Origin of the sequence: Micromonospora sp. NPDC049049 (genome assembly GCF_040649115.1) — a bacterium.
In the GTDB taxonomy this organism is placed as follows: Bacteria; Actinomycetota; Actinomycetes; order Mycobacteriales; family Micromonosporaceae; genus Micromonospora.
The window spans coordinates 20754-34385 of sequence record NZ_JBEZEX010000004.1; the positions used below are offsets into that span (position 1 = coordinate 20754).

The window sequence follows — 13632 nt, forward strand, 5'->3', positions numbered from 1 at the left end:
TCCAATCTGGAATCCGGCTCGCCGTGGGGGCAGTCGGTACACAGTGGACAGTGGAGGTTCGGATGCTGATCATCGCGGAGGAGAAGGACGCCTACCCACCGAACGGTCAGATCCCCAACCTGGAGACCGACGAGAAGGCGTGCGTCGACATCCTGACCAGGATCCAACCGCTCATGCCCGCCGACCTGCGCGGTGAGGTGGTCGGTGCGTTGATCAACTGGTCGGAGAGTGCGCTGAAGCCCGATCAGAGCTTCGGTACGTGGGCCGAAGCCGTCACCGCCGCGACCGGCTACGCGCAGCGCGATGCCGCGCGTGCCACCGAGAGCAGTCAGCGGCGTCGTGACCAGCCCACTGACGGTGTCGACCTGGTGAAGCTCAACGCGGCGGTGGGGAGTACGGGCAAGACCGGCGACCCGCAGATCGCGTTGCGCGACGAGAGCCGCAGGTGGGCCAACTGCGGACTGGCGGCGTTCCAGATTCGCGAGCAGTTGCGCACCGCGGGCGGCAAGCCGGCCCGACTGTCGCACGATACCTATGGGGCTGGCGGCGGCGAGGCGCTCAAGAAGGCGCTCCTCGCCACGCCGGCCAGCGACGCTACCGTCCTGCTGCTCGACTGCCAGTTTCCGCAGGTGCACAACTTCATCATCGAGGTGCACCGCGACGGGTCGCGCTACCTGGCCCAGGGCTACCAGGGCACCTACTTCGCCCACTGGTGGCTCGGAATCAACAACAGCTACTCCTCCGAGGAGGTCCCGGCCGAGATTCTCGCCCTGCGCGAGCGGTACGGGTTGGGTCGGGCGATCAGCCCGGAGGACTACGCGACCCTGCTCGACGGCCTGGTCGCGACCATCTCAACCGACTGGCAGGAGACCGCGAAACAGTGGCCGGCGTTGCCGTTCAACCCTGACCGGCAGGAGATCGACGGGATCCGCCGCCGGTCCGGATCGCCGACCCTCCTCGTCGAGGTGTTCGAGCTGAGCGAGCCCGCAGTGGCTCGGAAGGCGCTCGGCGACACTGGCGTCGCGTCGCTCAGCGAGCTGGCCGTCCGAGGAATGGCGACTGCCTGACGAGGGTGGTCCCGGCCGGCGTGCAGCCCGGCGGGAACGCGACACCGCGGCGGGACCCCGGCACGGTCCCGCCGCGGCCGAAGGGCGTTGCCTTCGAGCGAAGCAAATGGTCACCCAGGCCGTTCTCCGGCCGCTCAGATACGAAAGACTTGTTGCGAAATCGGACTGGCAGGAGGTATAACCGAAAGGAGTCTTTCGTTAAGGGGTGCTGATGGAGCCGAACGAGCCGGAGCGCCGGGTGCGCGTCCAGGACGCGACCAAGCTGCGCGCGCTCGCGCATCCGCTGCGCCTGCGGCTGCTGCGCTACCTGCTGGCCGCCGGCCCGAGAACCGCCGCGCAGTGCGCCGAGGCCCTGGACGACACCGGCGCGAACTGCAGCTACCACCTGCGTCAACTGGCCCGGCACGGCCTCATCGAGCGGGCCAACGCCGACGGGGCCAATCAGCGTGACCGACCGTGGCGCGCCGCCGCGACCGGGTTCGAATTTCTGCCGGATCCCGATGACGCCGAGGGCCGGCAGATCAACGACGCGCTTACCGCCCTGGGGGTCGACGAGGTGTTTCGGTCGTTGCAGCGCTACCAGCAGCAACAGCACAGGCTGACCGACGAGTGGCAGGAGAGCGTCACCTTCCACAACTACACGCTCGCGCTCACCCCGGAGGAGCTGCGGCACCTCACGCTGACCCTGGACGCCGTCATCCGGCCGTACCTGCGCCCGTTGCGCGCCGCGCCCCCCAGCGGCGCCCGGCCGGTCAGTCTCAACCTGCAGGCGTACCCCACGCCCGAGTTGATCTGAGATGGTGGCGCTGCTGCGACACCGCAGCTTCGCCCTCGTCTGGGTTGCCGGGCTCTTCTCCAGCGTGGCGAGCTGGCTGCTGCTCACCGGGCTGCCGATCTACGTGTTCGGGGTGACCGGCTCGGCGCTCACCACCTCCGCCGTCTTCCTCGTCGAGCTGCTGTGCGGGATCACGGTCGGATCGTTCGCCGGTGCTCTCGCCGATCGTTTCGACAAGTTCCGGTTGATGAGCTGCGTCGCCGTGTTGCAGGCAGCGGTGGTGATCCCGCTGCTCGGTCAATCCGACCACCATCTGTGGATCATCTCGCTGGTAGCCGGCGCGCAGGCGGTGCTGACCCTGACGTTCGACTCCGCCCGCAACGCCGCGCTGCCACGCCTCGTCGAGCCCGCGCACCTGGTGCGCGCCAACAGCGTGGTGGCGCTCAACATCAGCGTCGGACGTCTCGTCGGAGGTTCGCTGGGTGGGTTCGCCATCACGCGCGACGGCACCCGCTACCTGGCCGTCGGCGCAGCCGTGGCCTTCGTGATCACGGCAGCACTGATCGCCGCCGCCCGCCGGGCCGCCCACCACACCACCGCGGATCCGGCGACCCCGGACCGCACGTCATCGTTCCTCACCGCGTGGCGACACGGCCTCACGGCGATGCTGCGCAACCGCGCCGTGCGGGTGACGATCGTGAGTGTGGCGTTGGGCGGCATCGCGCAGGGCCTGTTCGTGGTGCTCTTCGTGGTCTTCGTCAGCCGCGCCCTGCACGCCGACGGCACCCTGACCGGTGTGCTGCGCGGCGTCCAGGCGATCGGTGGGGTCGCGGGTGGGCTCATCGTCGGCATGCTTGGCGCCCGGCTCAGCCCCCGTCTGCTGATGAGCCTCGGGGCGACCACCTTCGCACTGATCAGCCTCGTCATCTGGAACGGGCCGGCGGTCACCCGTCAACCGGAGTGGTACATCGGGTTGTTCATCCTGGTCGGCGCGCCGGGCATCGCGTACGCCAGCGGGGCTTTCGCGCAGATCCAACAGAGCGTGCCCGACACCGAGTTGGGTCGAGCCTTCGGCGTCTACTACGCGATCTACAACGCGTCGCAGGGGCTGGGCATGGCCGCCGCCGGCCTGCTTGGCGACGTGCTCAGCGTCGTACTCGTGCTCAACGTGCAGGCTCTGCTGTACCTGGCCTCCGGTGCGGTCGCCTACGTGGGCCTACGGTCCGTACGGCAGCAACGGGCGGCCGTACGACGGCGCGCGACAGTGGACGTTGGTTAGCTGCCTGTCGCCGGCTTCGATGACACGGCAGACAGTTCGGTTTCACCCACGAACGTGGGGCTCGGGTCGACCCGAGTCCCACGGTTCGCGCGAACGGCAGCCGCGCCTATGCGCCGGCGATGGCCTTGAGTGCGGTGTCGAGTGCCTGGTCCGCCGGGACGGGAACGTCGGGGATCACTCCGACGCCCTCCCAGTTGGTGCCGGTGACGCTGTTGATGGTGCGGGCGGTCGGCACGGTCACGAGGATGTGTTCGGTGACCGGGTGGCGGGCGGTGGGATGCGCGCCGCCGCGTGTCGTCTCACCGACGACGACGCCCCGGCCGTGCGCCTGAAGGGTGTACGCCACGTCCTCGCCCCCGGAGAACGTCGTCGCGCTGGTCAGCACGTACACCGGGCGGTCGGCGTAGCGCGGCGCGGGAAGGTGCGCGGTCGTCCAGAACTGGCGGGTGGCGCCGGTGGACCGCTCGTAGAAGTCGTTGAGGTGCACCTGGTCGTCGCGGAAGAAGTAGCTGCACCACATCGCGGCTCCCTCCGGTGTTCCGCCGGAGCAGGCGCGCAGGTCCAGGATGAGCGCGGAGCTGAGGGCGACCAGTTGCATGGCCGCGCCGATCGCGGCAGCGCCCTCGTCGGCGTACGCGATGCGCCGCACGTCGATGAACCCGACGTTGCCGTCCAGGTGCTCGACCCTGCGGATGCCCTGGTTCTCCGCCCTGAGCAGCGCGAGGAACGCCGCCCGCCCGCCGTCCTCGTCCGCTGGATCAAGCGACTGCGGCTGGTCCGACCACAACAGCCGCAGATGCTTGTCCGGGCACACCTGCTGAAGATGAGCGGTGACCGTCTCGCAGAGCGCCGGCCCGTCCAGGCCGTCGTACTCGCCCGCCGCGAGACGATGTCGGATCGCGGCGTCGATATCAGCGACCTTCTCGGGAAAGACGTAGCCCGCCCTGATCCGATCCAGGGCCTGTCCGACTACCTCTTCGTGTGAGAGCACGGCTGGGAACGCTAGACCGCGAACAGCGTCAAGACCAGCGAATTCCGCGCAGCGACTCAGGAGCGCGGCAGCATGCCCACGAGCGACGTGATGATGGCGACCCGCAGGGCTGTCCGTAGGTCGACGTGGTGGACCGCGAGCGCCGGCTCGGACTCGTAGACGGCGAGCAGGCTCGGCGGCGGCGAGGTGTAGGCGGACAGCGCGCCGGCCATGATCAAAGCGTTCAGGCAGAACAGCTCGGCGTTGTCGCCGGCTTCGGGCAGGTGCCGCCGGACGAGGCCGGCCATCACCGCCAGCTTGCCCAGTGCGGCCCGCTTGTGCCGGCGGGCCACCTCGACCGAGACGTTGTGTTCGAGCACCCCGCCCTGCGCGCCGAACAGATCGCAGAGCACCGTCTGGGCGGCGAGCGAACGGCTGAGCACGTCGGCCGTCTGCTCCACCCGTTCCATCGCCGGCCGGCTCACGTCGACACCGTCGGCCAGCTCCTGCTCCAGCTCGGCCAGCCAGGTCGCCGTCCGGTCGTCCAGCAGGTCGAGCAGGATCGCCTCGCGGGACTCGAAATAGCGCAGCACCGCCGTCTTGGCCAGGCCGACCCGCCGGCTCAGCTCGTTCAGGGTCACCTCGGCCACCGGCATCTCGTCGAGCATCGCCGAGGTCGTCTCCAGGATGGCCCGGCGCCGGACCTCACGCTGCTCCTCGCTGCGCGCCCGCTGGAACGTCATGACACCAACCCTATCTTAGGTACCGGCGGTCCCTTGACAGCGTACCGGCGGTACATTACCGTTCAGGCATAAGTTACCGGCGGTACCTAAGGAGCCTGAAATGAAGTGGACCGAGCAGCAGATTCCGCGCCAGGACGGCCGGGTGGCCGTGGTCACCGGCGCCAACACCGGGCTGGGCTTCGAGACCGCCCGGCGGCTCGCCGAGCGCGGGGCGTCGGTCGTGCTGGCCGTACGCGACACGGAGAAGGGCAAGGCGGCCGCCGCCCGCATCAACGGCGATGTCTCCGTACGGGAACTGGACCTGACCTCGCTGGAGTCGGTGCGCGGTGCCGCGGCGGGCCTGCGCGCCACCCACCCGCGGATCGACCTGCTGATCAACAACGCCGGCGTGATGTACACCCCGAAGCAGAGCACCCGCGACGGCTTCGAGATGCAGTTCGGCACCAACCACCTGGGCCACTTCGCGTTCACCGGCCTGGTGCTCGACCTGCTGCTGCCCGTGCCCGGCTCGCGAGTGGTCACGGTCAGCAGCGTCGGCCACCGCATCCGCGCCGCCATCCACTTCGACGACCTTCAGTTCGAGCGTTCCTACAGCCGGGTCGTCGCCTACGGCCAGTCGAAGCTCGCCAACCTGATGTTCACCTACGAGTTGCAGCGCCGGCTCACCGCGCACGGCACCACCGTCGCGGTGGCCGCACACCCCGGCGTCTCCAACACCGAGCTGATGCGCAACTCCCCGGCGCTCGTCCGCGGACCGATCACCTGGCTCGCTCCGGCGATCACCCAGTCCCCGTCGGCCGGCGCGCTGCCCATCCTGCGGGCCGCCACCGACCCGTCCGTCCTCGGCGGGCAGTACTACGGCCCCGACGGCCTCGGTGAGACGCGCGGCTACCCGAGGCTTGTCACTTCCAGCCCCGACTCCTACGACGTGAGCGTGCAGCAACGCCTCTGGGCTGTTTCGGAAGACCTCACCGGCGTACGGTTCCCGCTGGGCCGGGCAGCCGTCGCGGCGTGACCGCGCCAAAGGGTGGGCGCGTGGCCCGGGCGACTGCCCGCGCTTAGTTCGGGTCCTGTTAGTCGCGGCCGACCCAGGTGGCGACGCAGGCCTCGTTGCCCTCGGCGTCGGCCAGGACCCACCACATGGGCGCGTGCGCGTCGGACACCAGGCGGCCGCCGGCGGCCAGGGCAGCGGCGATGCGAGCCTCCGCCTGATCGTGCGGGACAGCTATGTCGAGGTGCATGCGGTTGCGGTGTGGGCGCGCCTCGGCCATGTGCTGCAACCCGAAGCCCGGGCCGCGCCGTAACGGATCGAACAGGTGGTCCTCGCCGATCTGGCGGTAGCCGAGCAGCGCCCGCCAGAACGGCAGAACGTCCGCGCTGGCGAGTGCGTCGAGGGTGATGTTGACGAGTTGGACGGCGGTCGGATCGGCGCGGATGTCCAGCTCCTTGGCGGCGGCCGAGACCCGCCGCGCCAACGCGATGTCGCGCCGAGCCAGGCTCACTGACACGCCGGTGGCGCGCAGGTCGACGCTGAGGTACTGCTGCTGGGTCTCGTCGGTGAGCCGGCCGATCTCGTCGACGAGCGCGATGCCCTCGGCCAGTGAGCCGGTCGGGAAGTGGGCCGAGACCAGGTGGTAGAGGGAGCGCCAGTCCTCGACCCCGTCGGCCGCGTGGAAATGCGCGGCAGTGATCTGCGCAGTCATGTCGGCGAACCTAACATCGGCGGTGTTGCCTCCTGGCGTTCACAGCTGGGCGACGACCACCCGGGTGGCCTGGGCGATGAGCGCGTCGTCGGGGGTGGCGTCCTTCGTGTCGCGACTGGACAGCACCGCCAGCACGATCGGGGTCCGGTCGGGCGGCCAGATCACCGCTATGTCGTTGCGGGTGCCGTACCCGCCGGTCCCGGTCTTGTCCCCGACCACCCAGCCGGCCGGCACCCCGGCGCGGACCAGCGCCGTGCCGGTGGTGTTGCCCCGCAGCCAGCCGCGCAGCACGTCGCGGTCCGCCGGTTCCAAAGCAACCCCCACTGTGTACGCCCGCAGGTCGCCGGCCAGGGCCCGCGCGGTGCTGGTGTCCCGCTTGTCGCCCGGTGTTCCCTCGTTCAGCGCGGTCTCGTAGCGGGCCGCCTCGGTGACCGTGTCGCCGAGCGCGCGCAGCTTCGACTCGAACCCCGCCGGCCCGCCGAGGTGGCGCAGCAGCAGGTTGCCGGCCGTGTTGTCGCTGTAGCGCACGGCGGCGTCGGCGAGGGCGCGCAGGCTCATGCCCTCGCCGACGTGCTTCTCGGTGACAGGGGAGTGCGCCACCAGGTCCCGAGCCGGGTACCGCACCACCCGGTCCAACTGGGCGTCGGTGGTGCCGTCGAGCACCTGGGCGGCAGCGAGGGCCTTCCACGTCGAGGCGTACGCGAACCGCTCGTCGGCGCGGTACTCCACGGTGCGACCGGTGCCCGTGTCGACGGCGTAGATCCCCAGCCGCGCCCCGAACTGCTCCTCCAGCCGAGGGAACTCCTGATCGGCGGCCGGCGACGGTGCGAGGGTCACCTCCGGGCTCGGCGTCGTCCGCGCCTCGGTGGAGTCGCGGTTGCCGCCGCCGCACCCCGCCAGCGACACCACTGTCACCGCCGTGGCCACCACTGTCGCCAGACGCCGGACCGGGAACGCCATGTCACTCCTCCTGCGGGTGCCGTCGGTCAGGGCAGGATCTCGACGTACCCGTCACTGCCGTGCACGCGGATCCGCTGCCCATCGCGAATCAGCCGGGTGGCGTCGAGCACGCTGACGACAGCCGGCAGGCCATACTCCCTCGCGATCACCGCGCCGTGCGTCATCAACCCGCCCACCTCCGTGACCAGGCCGGCGATGCCGACGAACAGCGGCGTCCAGCTCGGGTCCGTGTGGGCCGTGACGAGGATGTCACCCGCTTCGAGGTCGGCCTGCGCCATGTCCAGGATGACGCGGGCACGTCCCTCGACAGTCCCGGCGGACACCGGCACACCGGCCAGGGCACCGGCCGGCAGGTCGTCGCGTCGGTACGCGCCGGTGATGACCTCGCCGTCGGAGGTCAGCACCCGGGGCGGGGTGAGCGCCTGCTGCGCCCGGAACTCGTCGCGACGCTGCCGGATCAGCGCGGCGTCCACCCGGTGTGTGCGGACCACCTCGTGGAACTCCTGGAACGTGAGGTAGAAGACGTCCTCCGGCTCGGCGAGCACCCCGGCGTGCACCAGCCGCTCGGCCTCCGCCAGCAGTGCCTGCTTGTACAGGAAGTAGCGGCTGACGATGTCGTACTTCGGGTACTCCCGATAGCCGATGAAGGCCCGCACCCGGTCGATCATCCGCGCGGTCTCGTCGGCCTTCTGCTGCCCGTCCGGCAGCGCCCGCAGGCGCGTCAACACCTCGTGCGCCTGCTGCCGCGCCCGCTGTTGGCCCTGCTCGAAGCGCCGCCGGGCCGCGCCCGGCTCGAAGAGCTTGACGTTGTCGAGGAGTACGGGCACGAGCGTGGCGGGGCGTTCGCTCCACCGTGGCCTGGTGATGTCGATCTCGCCGACGCAGCGCATTCCGTACCGATCGAGGTACGCCTCGATGGCGGCGCGCGCCTCGGCCCCGCCCGCGACCTTCGGCAGCTCGTCGAGGAAGTCGTCGTGCGCGACGTCCTGAAGGAACGCCACCACCTCCGGATACGGGCGGATCACGTCGGCGACGTCGAGCAGCGCCAGCCCCATCTCCGACGTGACGTTGCCGGGGGCGGAGAGGGTGAGGGTGTCCGCGGCGTTCTTCTCGCCCAGCCACTCGTGCAGCCGGTCGTTGAGCCACCAGGTGGCCTCCATGCCCGCCATGATCGCCCGCATGTTCAACGGATCACTGAGGACCCGCTTGTGCTCCTGGAACGCCTCATGCAGGAAGTCGAACAGCGCCGTACCGGTCACCGTCGCGATGTCGCGTCGCAGGGCGGCGATGGACGCCTCGCTGCGCTCGATCAGCTCGGTCACGATCGTCGGGTCGGCCTCGCCCGAGGTGGACGGGCCACCGGTCGTCGGCCCACCCGGGCCGGCCTGGTCCGGCAGAGTCGCAACGAAGTCCCGGCGGTCGAGCAGGGTCTCCAACGCGTCGCGCATCAGCGGATCGTCGCGCCCCGCCATCTTGAGGAAGCCGGCGCGGCTGGTGGGGGAGGCCAACAGCCGGGTGGCGTCGACGAACAACCTCCCGCCGGCCGCCACCATCCGGGCCATGGCGGTCAGCTGCCACATGGAGAGCCCCAACGGCCGCATGGCGTCGGTCATCATCTGCTGGTGACCGACCGAGAGGTAGACGTGGTTCTCCTGGTCGTCGGCCGCCGGGACGGGGAACAGCGTCGTGATCGGCCGGCTCTGCACGATCTGGAAGTCGTCGTCGACCAGGCACCATTCGATGTCCTGCGGGCGGCCGAAGTGCGCCTCGATCCGTCGCCCGAGCCGCACCAGGCGCAGCGCCTGAGCCTGCGTCAGCGCCGGCTGCTCCTGCCGTTGGGGGTCGATCTCCAATTCCCGCGTTCCGCCGCCGGGCAGCGCGGTGACGGCACGCTCCTTCGCGGCGACCGTGCTGGCGACCACCTCGCCGTCGCGCACCGTGAAGACGTCCGGGTTCACCAGACCGGACACCAGGGCCTCGCCGAGGCCGAAGCTGGCGTCGACTGTCGCGACCTTCCGGTTGCCCGTCACCGGGTCCGCCGTGAACAGGATGCCGGAGGCATCCGGAAGAACCATCCGCTGTACGACGACAGCCATCTGAACGGTGCGGTGGTCGATGCCGTTGCGCAGGCGGTAGATGACGGCCCGCTCGGTGAACAGTGACGCCCAGCACCGGCTGACGTGCCGCAGGACCGCCTCCGGCCCCACCACGTTCAGGTAGGTGTCCTGCTGGCCGGCGAAGGACGCGGTGGGCGTGTCCTCCGCCGTCGCGCTGGACCGTACGGCGTAGGCGGCCTGCTCGCCGAACCGGGCGAGCGCGCCGGTGATCGCGGCGGCCAGGTCGCCCGGAACCGGTGTCTCCTCGACGCTGCGGCGGATCTCCGCGCTGAGCGTGCTGATCGCCTCCCGGTCGTCCGGGCTCAACCGCGACAGCTGATCGAGCCGATCGTCGATCGACGGCGTCTGCGCCATGACCTTCCGGAAGGCCGCCGTCGTCACGCAGAACCCCGCCGGCACCCGGATGCCGTCGATCCGGGACAGCGCGCCCAGGTGCGCGGCCTTGCCGCCAACCACCGACACCTGCGTCTCGTCGACCTCTCGAAGATCCAACAGTGGTGCCCGGTCGCTGCGGTCCCCGTCCATCGACAACACACCCACGTCGCGCCCCCGTTACCTCGTTTGTGCTGGTCCGGCCGCCGATTCTGCGCCACGACCGGGGTCTTGCCGCAAGCCCCCAGGTGCGGTATACGTTAGAAGTGGCAGGGAGAGTGGTCTCCTTGCCGTTTGTTTTTGGCGGCGACCGACCGGGCTCCCTCCCAGTCGTAGGATCGGACCCCCGCTCAGTCGTAGGAAAGTCGGCGCTGCTCGATTTTCAGCCCTCGGTCGAGCTGCCAGGAGGCGGTGGGCCAGGCCGCTATGAAGCCAGCTATCAGCCCGAGCTGACCGGCGAACCAGAACGTGGCGCTGTCGGGTCGCAGGGGTGGCTCCGGCAGGACCACCCGATGGGCGAGCGTCAGCCACGCGAACAGCGCCACCTCGAACGCGGTGATGGTCAGCAGCTCGATCCTGCCGACGTTCGACAGCGCGTGCCAGACCTTTCCGAGGCTGCGACCCGGCCCGGCGAAGTACCGGAAGAGCACGGCGATCGTCACCGCCATCAGGTAGTCGCTGGCGTAGTCGACCCACAGCGGGTCCTCGGCCGGGTCGGATCTCACGGCGTACAGGGCGACCTCGGCGACGATGAACCCGAGAGCGCAGTGCGCGCCACAGCGGGACACGTGGGTCACGACGATGCCCCGACGGGGCCGTTGCGGTTGCCCCTCCTGCCGCCGTCGAGAGAACGCCTCGGGCCGGCCCCAGTTCCAGTAGAGGCGGACGGCGGCCGGGCCGATGTAGAGGACGGTCACCAACCAGACGATCTCCATGACCCGGACCGGCTGACGGTGCCCGCGCAGATAGGTGTCGGCCAGCACTACCGTGAAGCTGACGACGCCGACCGCGAGCGAAGCCCAGGAGAGCGCCACGAGCCAGGTTGGTTGCACCCCCGCCCCTTCCGCCAGCCGGGCGAGTCTTTCATGTCGTACTCGTCGGGATTGGCGGTTCGGGCGTTCCCGGCCCTCGTGCCGGAGCGGTGCTGGCCCCGCCTGCTGTGGTCAGTCGCGCTCCAGGCCGGCGAAGACGACCGTGAGTGTTCGGGCTTGCAACTGCTGGTCCCACCCACCGTGCAGAGCGCCCTGGCACAGGCTGGTAAGGAGCGCCATCGTCTCGGGTAGCCGTACCGAGTCGGCGACGGCTCCGGCGGCTCGCGCCCGCTCCAGCAGCCTGCCCACCGCCTCCTCCAGGTGACTCACCGCGTCGGGAAGCCGGATGTCCACCCCGGACCCGGCGAGCAGGTCGACGACGGTCTTCTTCGCGGCGGCCTGCGCCACCAGGTGGGTGAAGAACGTGAAGAGGTCATGTTTTGCGGCCTCCTCGACGAGTTGCGCGAGCAGTCGCTTCATGATCGCGGCGAGCAGGTCGTCCTTGGTGGGGAAGTGCCGAAAGACCGTACCGATGGCAACGCCGGCCCTGCGGGCCACCTCCTCGGTGGACGCACGGGTACCGAACTCGGCGAAGATCGCCTCGGCGGCGTCGAGGATGCGCGCCCGGTTGCGCTGCGCGTCGGCACGAAGCGGCGAACCCTCTATCAAAGTGAGTCTCCACTCATTATTCTCGTACGGATAAGTCGAGTCATGACTCATTATCCAGGAGGACGACGTGACACCAAGCGAGATCTTCGACAGCATGCGCGCCCGGTGGCTCGCGAACCTGCCCACCTACGAGGCCGACTCGCTCGCCGACGACGTGGTGCTCGAGACGCCGTTTGCCGCACCCGGCCGCCCTACCCGTATCGAAGGGAAGCAGCAGGTCCTTGAACACACGCAGGCCGGCAGGGCGATGTTCCCGGTCCGGTTCGACGACTGTCGCAACGTGGTCCTGCACGAGACCGCTGATCCCGAGGTGATCGTGGTCGAATACGAACTGGTTGGCACCCACACGGCGACCGGGCTGACCGCCTCGGCGCCGTTCATCGGGGTGCTGCGGACCCGGGGCGGCAAACTGGCCCACTGGCGCGAGTACCAGCACACCCTCGCCATCGCTCAGGCCGTCGGTCAGGGATAGAAGAGGCATCTCCGCGCTGGCACACTCTCGGTCATGGTCGACTGGTACACGCGGGTCGAGGTGGACGGCGACGTCGTCCGGGTCTCGGAACCGCACGTCAACGAACTGCTGTCGGCCACACGCCCGGGAGCATCGCCCTGCTGGAGGAACACACCTTCGCCAGTTGGCCGAGACCTACCTGCGCAGAACGGCGTACGGCGTGACCTGCCGATCTTGACGGCGGGTCACGCGGGTTAAGGTGCTCGCCATGATCGAGGACGTCGTATGCCGTTGACGAATCCCTGGCTGTCGGAGCCCACACCAGCCAAGCGGCTCGATCGTGAACGGCTTGAGGAGCGCCTGCTCAACCTGTTGTCGTCGCAGAACATGTGCGTGCTCGCGACCACAGGGCCGGACGGGCCGTTGGCCACCCCGGTGCGGTACTACCCGCTCGGCTTCGCGGTGCTCTTCACCGCCGCGCCACGGTCTCCGAAGATCCGCAACATCGCCGCCGACCCGCGCGTGTCCATCGGCATCTTCGCGCCGCTGGTCGGGTTGGCCAGCAGTCGCGGCGCCCAACTGTTCGGGACGGCCAGAGTGCTTGCGCCGCAGCATCCGGACCGCGCGCACTACTGGGAAGCGGTTCGGTGGGAGAACGAGCACGCCGAGCAGGGGCGGGCGCTGTCCGAGCCACCCGAGGACACACTCGTGGTCGTCGAGGCGGAGCGGATCGTCTACACCGAGCACTGGCTGCGACGTGAAGGTTTTGCGCCACGCCAGTTCTGGCGTCGCTCCGTCAATGACGGAAGCTGATTTATTGCATAATTCGCTACGTGCCTCCCAAAAGGGAAACTTTACGGCTCACCCGTAGTCCGGGCCGGTTGCTGGCCTTCAGCGACGGTGTCTTCGCGATCGCCGTGACGCTCCTCGTGCTGGAGATCCAACCGCCCGACGACTTCGAGCGCCTCGTTCAGGGGCTCGGTGCGCTGTGGCCGTCGTACCTGGCCTACGCGTTGAGCTTCCTGCTCATCGGGCAGGTGTGGGTGAATCACCACGTCATGTTCGACCGCGTCCGGCACGTCGACCGAGGGGTCCTGTTCCTCAACACGTTGCTCCTGATGGTCATCGCGTTCCTGCCGTTCTCCACGTCGCTGCTCGCCGACGCGTTGCGCGCGGAGCAGGGGCTGCGCGCGTCGGTCGTCGTCTACGGCGGCACACTGTGGACGGCGGCGGCTCTCTTCAACATCGTGTGGGCGCACCTTCGGCGGGCCAGACTGCTGGACCCCGGCCTCGGTCCCATCGGTGCGCGGGCCATCGGTCGCCGGTTCGCGCTCGCGCTGGTCTGGATCGGCTCCGGCATCCTCGTCGGCGCGTTCGTGCCGATCGCCGGCGTCGCCATCATCGCCGGGTTCCTGCCCGCCTACTACCTGCCCATCCGCGGCGAGTACGGCGAGGACGACACCGCCGGGCAACCGGCCGACTAACTAGAGTCGGT

General features: G+C 69.6%; 14 protein-coding genes. 7 read left to right on the plus strand and 7 right to left on the minus strand.

Features of this window, described 5'->3' with window-relative positions; all coding sequences use genetic code 11:
• Positions 1 to 62: 62 nt before the first annotated feature.
• The 3 genes from AB0B68_RS05940 (at position 63) to AB0B68_RS05950 (ending at position 3121) form a co-directional block, all read left to right on the plus strand.
• Positions 63 to 1067 (plus strand): hypothetical protein, encoded by a 1005-nt coding sequence (locus tag AB0B68_RS05940; protein ID WP_357258089.1) that lies wholly within the window; start codon positions 63 to 65, stop codon positions 1065 to 1067.
• Positions 1068 to 1278: 211 nt separating this feature from the next.
• Positions 1279 to 1863 carry a winged helix-turn-helix domain-containing protein gene (locus AB0B68_RS05945; RefSeq protein WP_357258091.1) on the plus strand — a complete coding sequence of 195 codons (585 nt, stop codon included), beginning with the start codon at positions 1279 to 1281 and terminating at the stop codon, positions 1861 to 1863.
• Between the two features lies 1 nt (position 1864).
• Entirely contained in the window at positions 1865 to 3121 is a 1257-nt protein-coding gene (locus AB0B68_RS05950; RefSeq protein WP_357258094.1) for an MFS transporter, read from the plus strand.
• A gap of 106 nt (positions 3122 to 3227) precedes the next feature.
• On the opposite strand, the gene AB0B68_RS05955 is transcribed toward AB0B68_RS05950, so the two are convergent.
• Together AB0B68_RS05955 and AB0B68_RS05960 are read right to left on the minus strand one after the other, a co-directional pair.
• On the minus strand, positions 3228 to 4112 hold the full coding sequence (locus AB0B68_RS05955) for a S41 family peptidase (RefSeq protein ID WP_357258096.1): 885 nt from the start codon (positions 4110 to 4112) through the stop codon (positions 3228 to 3230).
• Positions 4113 to 4168: 56 nt separating this feature from the next.
• The gene (locus AB0B68_RS05960; RefSeq protein WP_357207986.1) at positions 4169 to 4834 is read right to left on the minus strand and encodes a TetR family transcriptional regulator; all 666 of its coding nucleotides are present in this window, start codon (positions 4832 to 4834) and stop codon (positions 4169 to 4171) included.
• Between the two features lie 100 nt (positions 4835 to 4934).
• Here AB0B68_RS05960 and AB0B68_RS05965 point away from each other — a divergent pair, with 100 nt between their 5' ends.
• Positions 4935 to 5849, plus strand: a complete 915-nt coding sequence (locus AB0B68_RS05965; protein ID WP_357258098.1) for an SDR family NAD(P)-dependent oxidoreductase — start codon at positions 4935 to 4937, stop codon at positions 5847 to 5849.
• A 58-nt stretch (positions 5850 to 5907) separates the two neighbouring features.
• Here AB0B68_RS05965 and AB0B68_RS05970 read toward each other — a convergent pair whose 3' ends face one another.
• From AB0B68_RS05970 to AB0B68_RS05990, 5 genes are all read right to left on the minus strand, one after another.
• On the minus strand, positions 5908 to 6537 hold the full coding sequence (locus AB0B68_RS05970) for a VOC family protein (protein WP_357207992.1): 630 nt from the start codon (positions 6535 to 6537) through the stop codon (positions 5908 to 5910).
• A 39-nt stretch (positions 6538 to 6576) separates the two neighbouring features.
• Positions 6577 to 7497: a class A beta-lactamase gene (gene bla, locus AB0B68_RS05975; protein ID WP_357258100.1), complete on the minus strand. Its 921-nt coding sequence runs from the start codon at positions 7495 to 7497 to the stop codon at positions 6577 to 6579.
• 26 nt (positions 7498 to 7523) lie between these two features.
• Positions 7524 to 10139 (minus strand): rifamycin-inactivating phosphotransferase, encoded by a 2616-nt coding sequence (rph, locus tag AB0B68_RS05980; protein ID WP_357258102.1) that lies wholly within the window; start codon positions 10137 to 10139, stop codon positions 7524 to 7526.
• A gap of 197 nt (positions 10140 to 10336) precedes the next feature.
• Positions 10337 to 11038, minus strand: coding sequence for a DUF4396 domain-containing protein (locus tag AB0B68_RS05985; RefSeq protein WP_357258104.1), 702 nt, complete (start codon positions 11036 to 11038; stop codon positions 10337 to 10339).
• 111 nt (positions 11039 to 11149) lie between these two features.
• Positions 11150 to 11686 (minus strand): helix-turn-helix domain-containing protein, encoded by a 537-nt coding sequence (locus tag AB0B68_RS05990; protein ID WP_357202138.1) that lies wholly within the window; start codon positions 11684 to 11686, stop codon positions 11150 to 11152.
• A 67-nt stretch (positions 11687 to 11753) separates the two neighbouring features.
• Between AB0B68_RS05990 and AB0B68_RS05995 the strand changes: the two genes are divergently transcribed.
• The 3 genes from AB0B68_RS05995 (at position 11754) to AB0B68_RS06005 (ending at position 13621) form a co-directional block, all read left to right on the plus strand.
• A complete protein-coding gene (locus AB0B68_RS05995) occupies positions 11754 to 12158 on the plus strand; it encodes a nuclear transport factor 2 family protein (RefSeq protein WP_357202141.1) in 405 nt (134 codons plus the stop codon).
• Positions 12159 to 12422: 264 nt separating this feature from the next.
• Positions 12423 to 12950 (plus strand): pyridoxamine 5'-phosphate oxidase family protein, encoded by a 528-nt coding sequence (locus tag AB0B68_RS06000; RefSeq protein ID WP_357202144.1) that lies wholly within the window; start codon positions 12423 to 12425, stop codon positions 12948 to 12950.
• A 68-nt stretch (positions 12951 to 13018) separates the two neighbouring features.
• A complete protein-coding gene (locus tag AB0B68_RS06005; protein ID WP_357202146.1) occupies positions 13019 to 13621 on the plus strand; it encodes a TMEM175 family protein in 603 nt (200 codons plus the stop codon).
• Positions 13622 to 13632 lie beyond the last annotated feature (11 nt).

Bases quoted from the DNA above. Each gene is read 5' to 3' on its own strand.
- AB0B68_RS05940 (WP_357258089.1), top strand. From the start codon at position 63: ATGCTGATCATCGCGGAGGAGAAGGACGCCTACCCACCGAACGGTCAG.
- AB0B68_RS05945 (WP_357258091.1), top strand. From the start codon at position 1,279: ATGGAGCCGAACGAGCCGGAGCGCCGGGTGCGCGTCCAGGACGCGACC.
- AB0B68_RS05950 (WP_357258094.1), top strand. From the start codon at position 1,865: ATGGTGGCGCTGCTGCGACACCGCAGCTTCGCCCTCGTCTGGGTTGCC.
- AB0B68_RS05960 (WP_357207986.1), bottom strand. From the start codon at position 4,834: ATGACGTTCCAGCGGGCGCGCAGCGAGGAGCAGCGTGAGGTCCGGCGC.
- AB0B68_RS05965 (WP_357258098.1), top strand. From the start codon at position 4,935: ATGAAGTGGACCGAGCAGCAGATTCCGCGCCAGGACGGCCGGGTGGCC.
- AB0B68_RS05970 (WP_357207992.1), bottom strand. From the start codon at position 6,537: ATGACTGCGCAGATCACTGCCGCGCATTTCCACGCGGCCGACGGGGTC.
- bla (WP_357258100.1), bottom strand. From the start codon at position 7,497: ATGGCGTTCCCGGTCCGGCGTCTGGCGACAGTGGTGGCCACGGCGGTG.
- rph (WP_357258102.1), bottom strand. From the start codon at position 10,139: ATGGACGGGGACCGCAGCGACCGGGCACCACTGTTGGATCTTCGAGAG.
- AB0B68_RS06000 (WP_357202144.1), top strand. From the start codon at position 12,423: ATGCCGTTGACGAATCCCTGGCTGTCGGAGCCCACACCAGCCAAGCGG.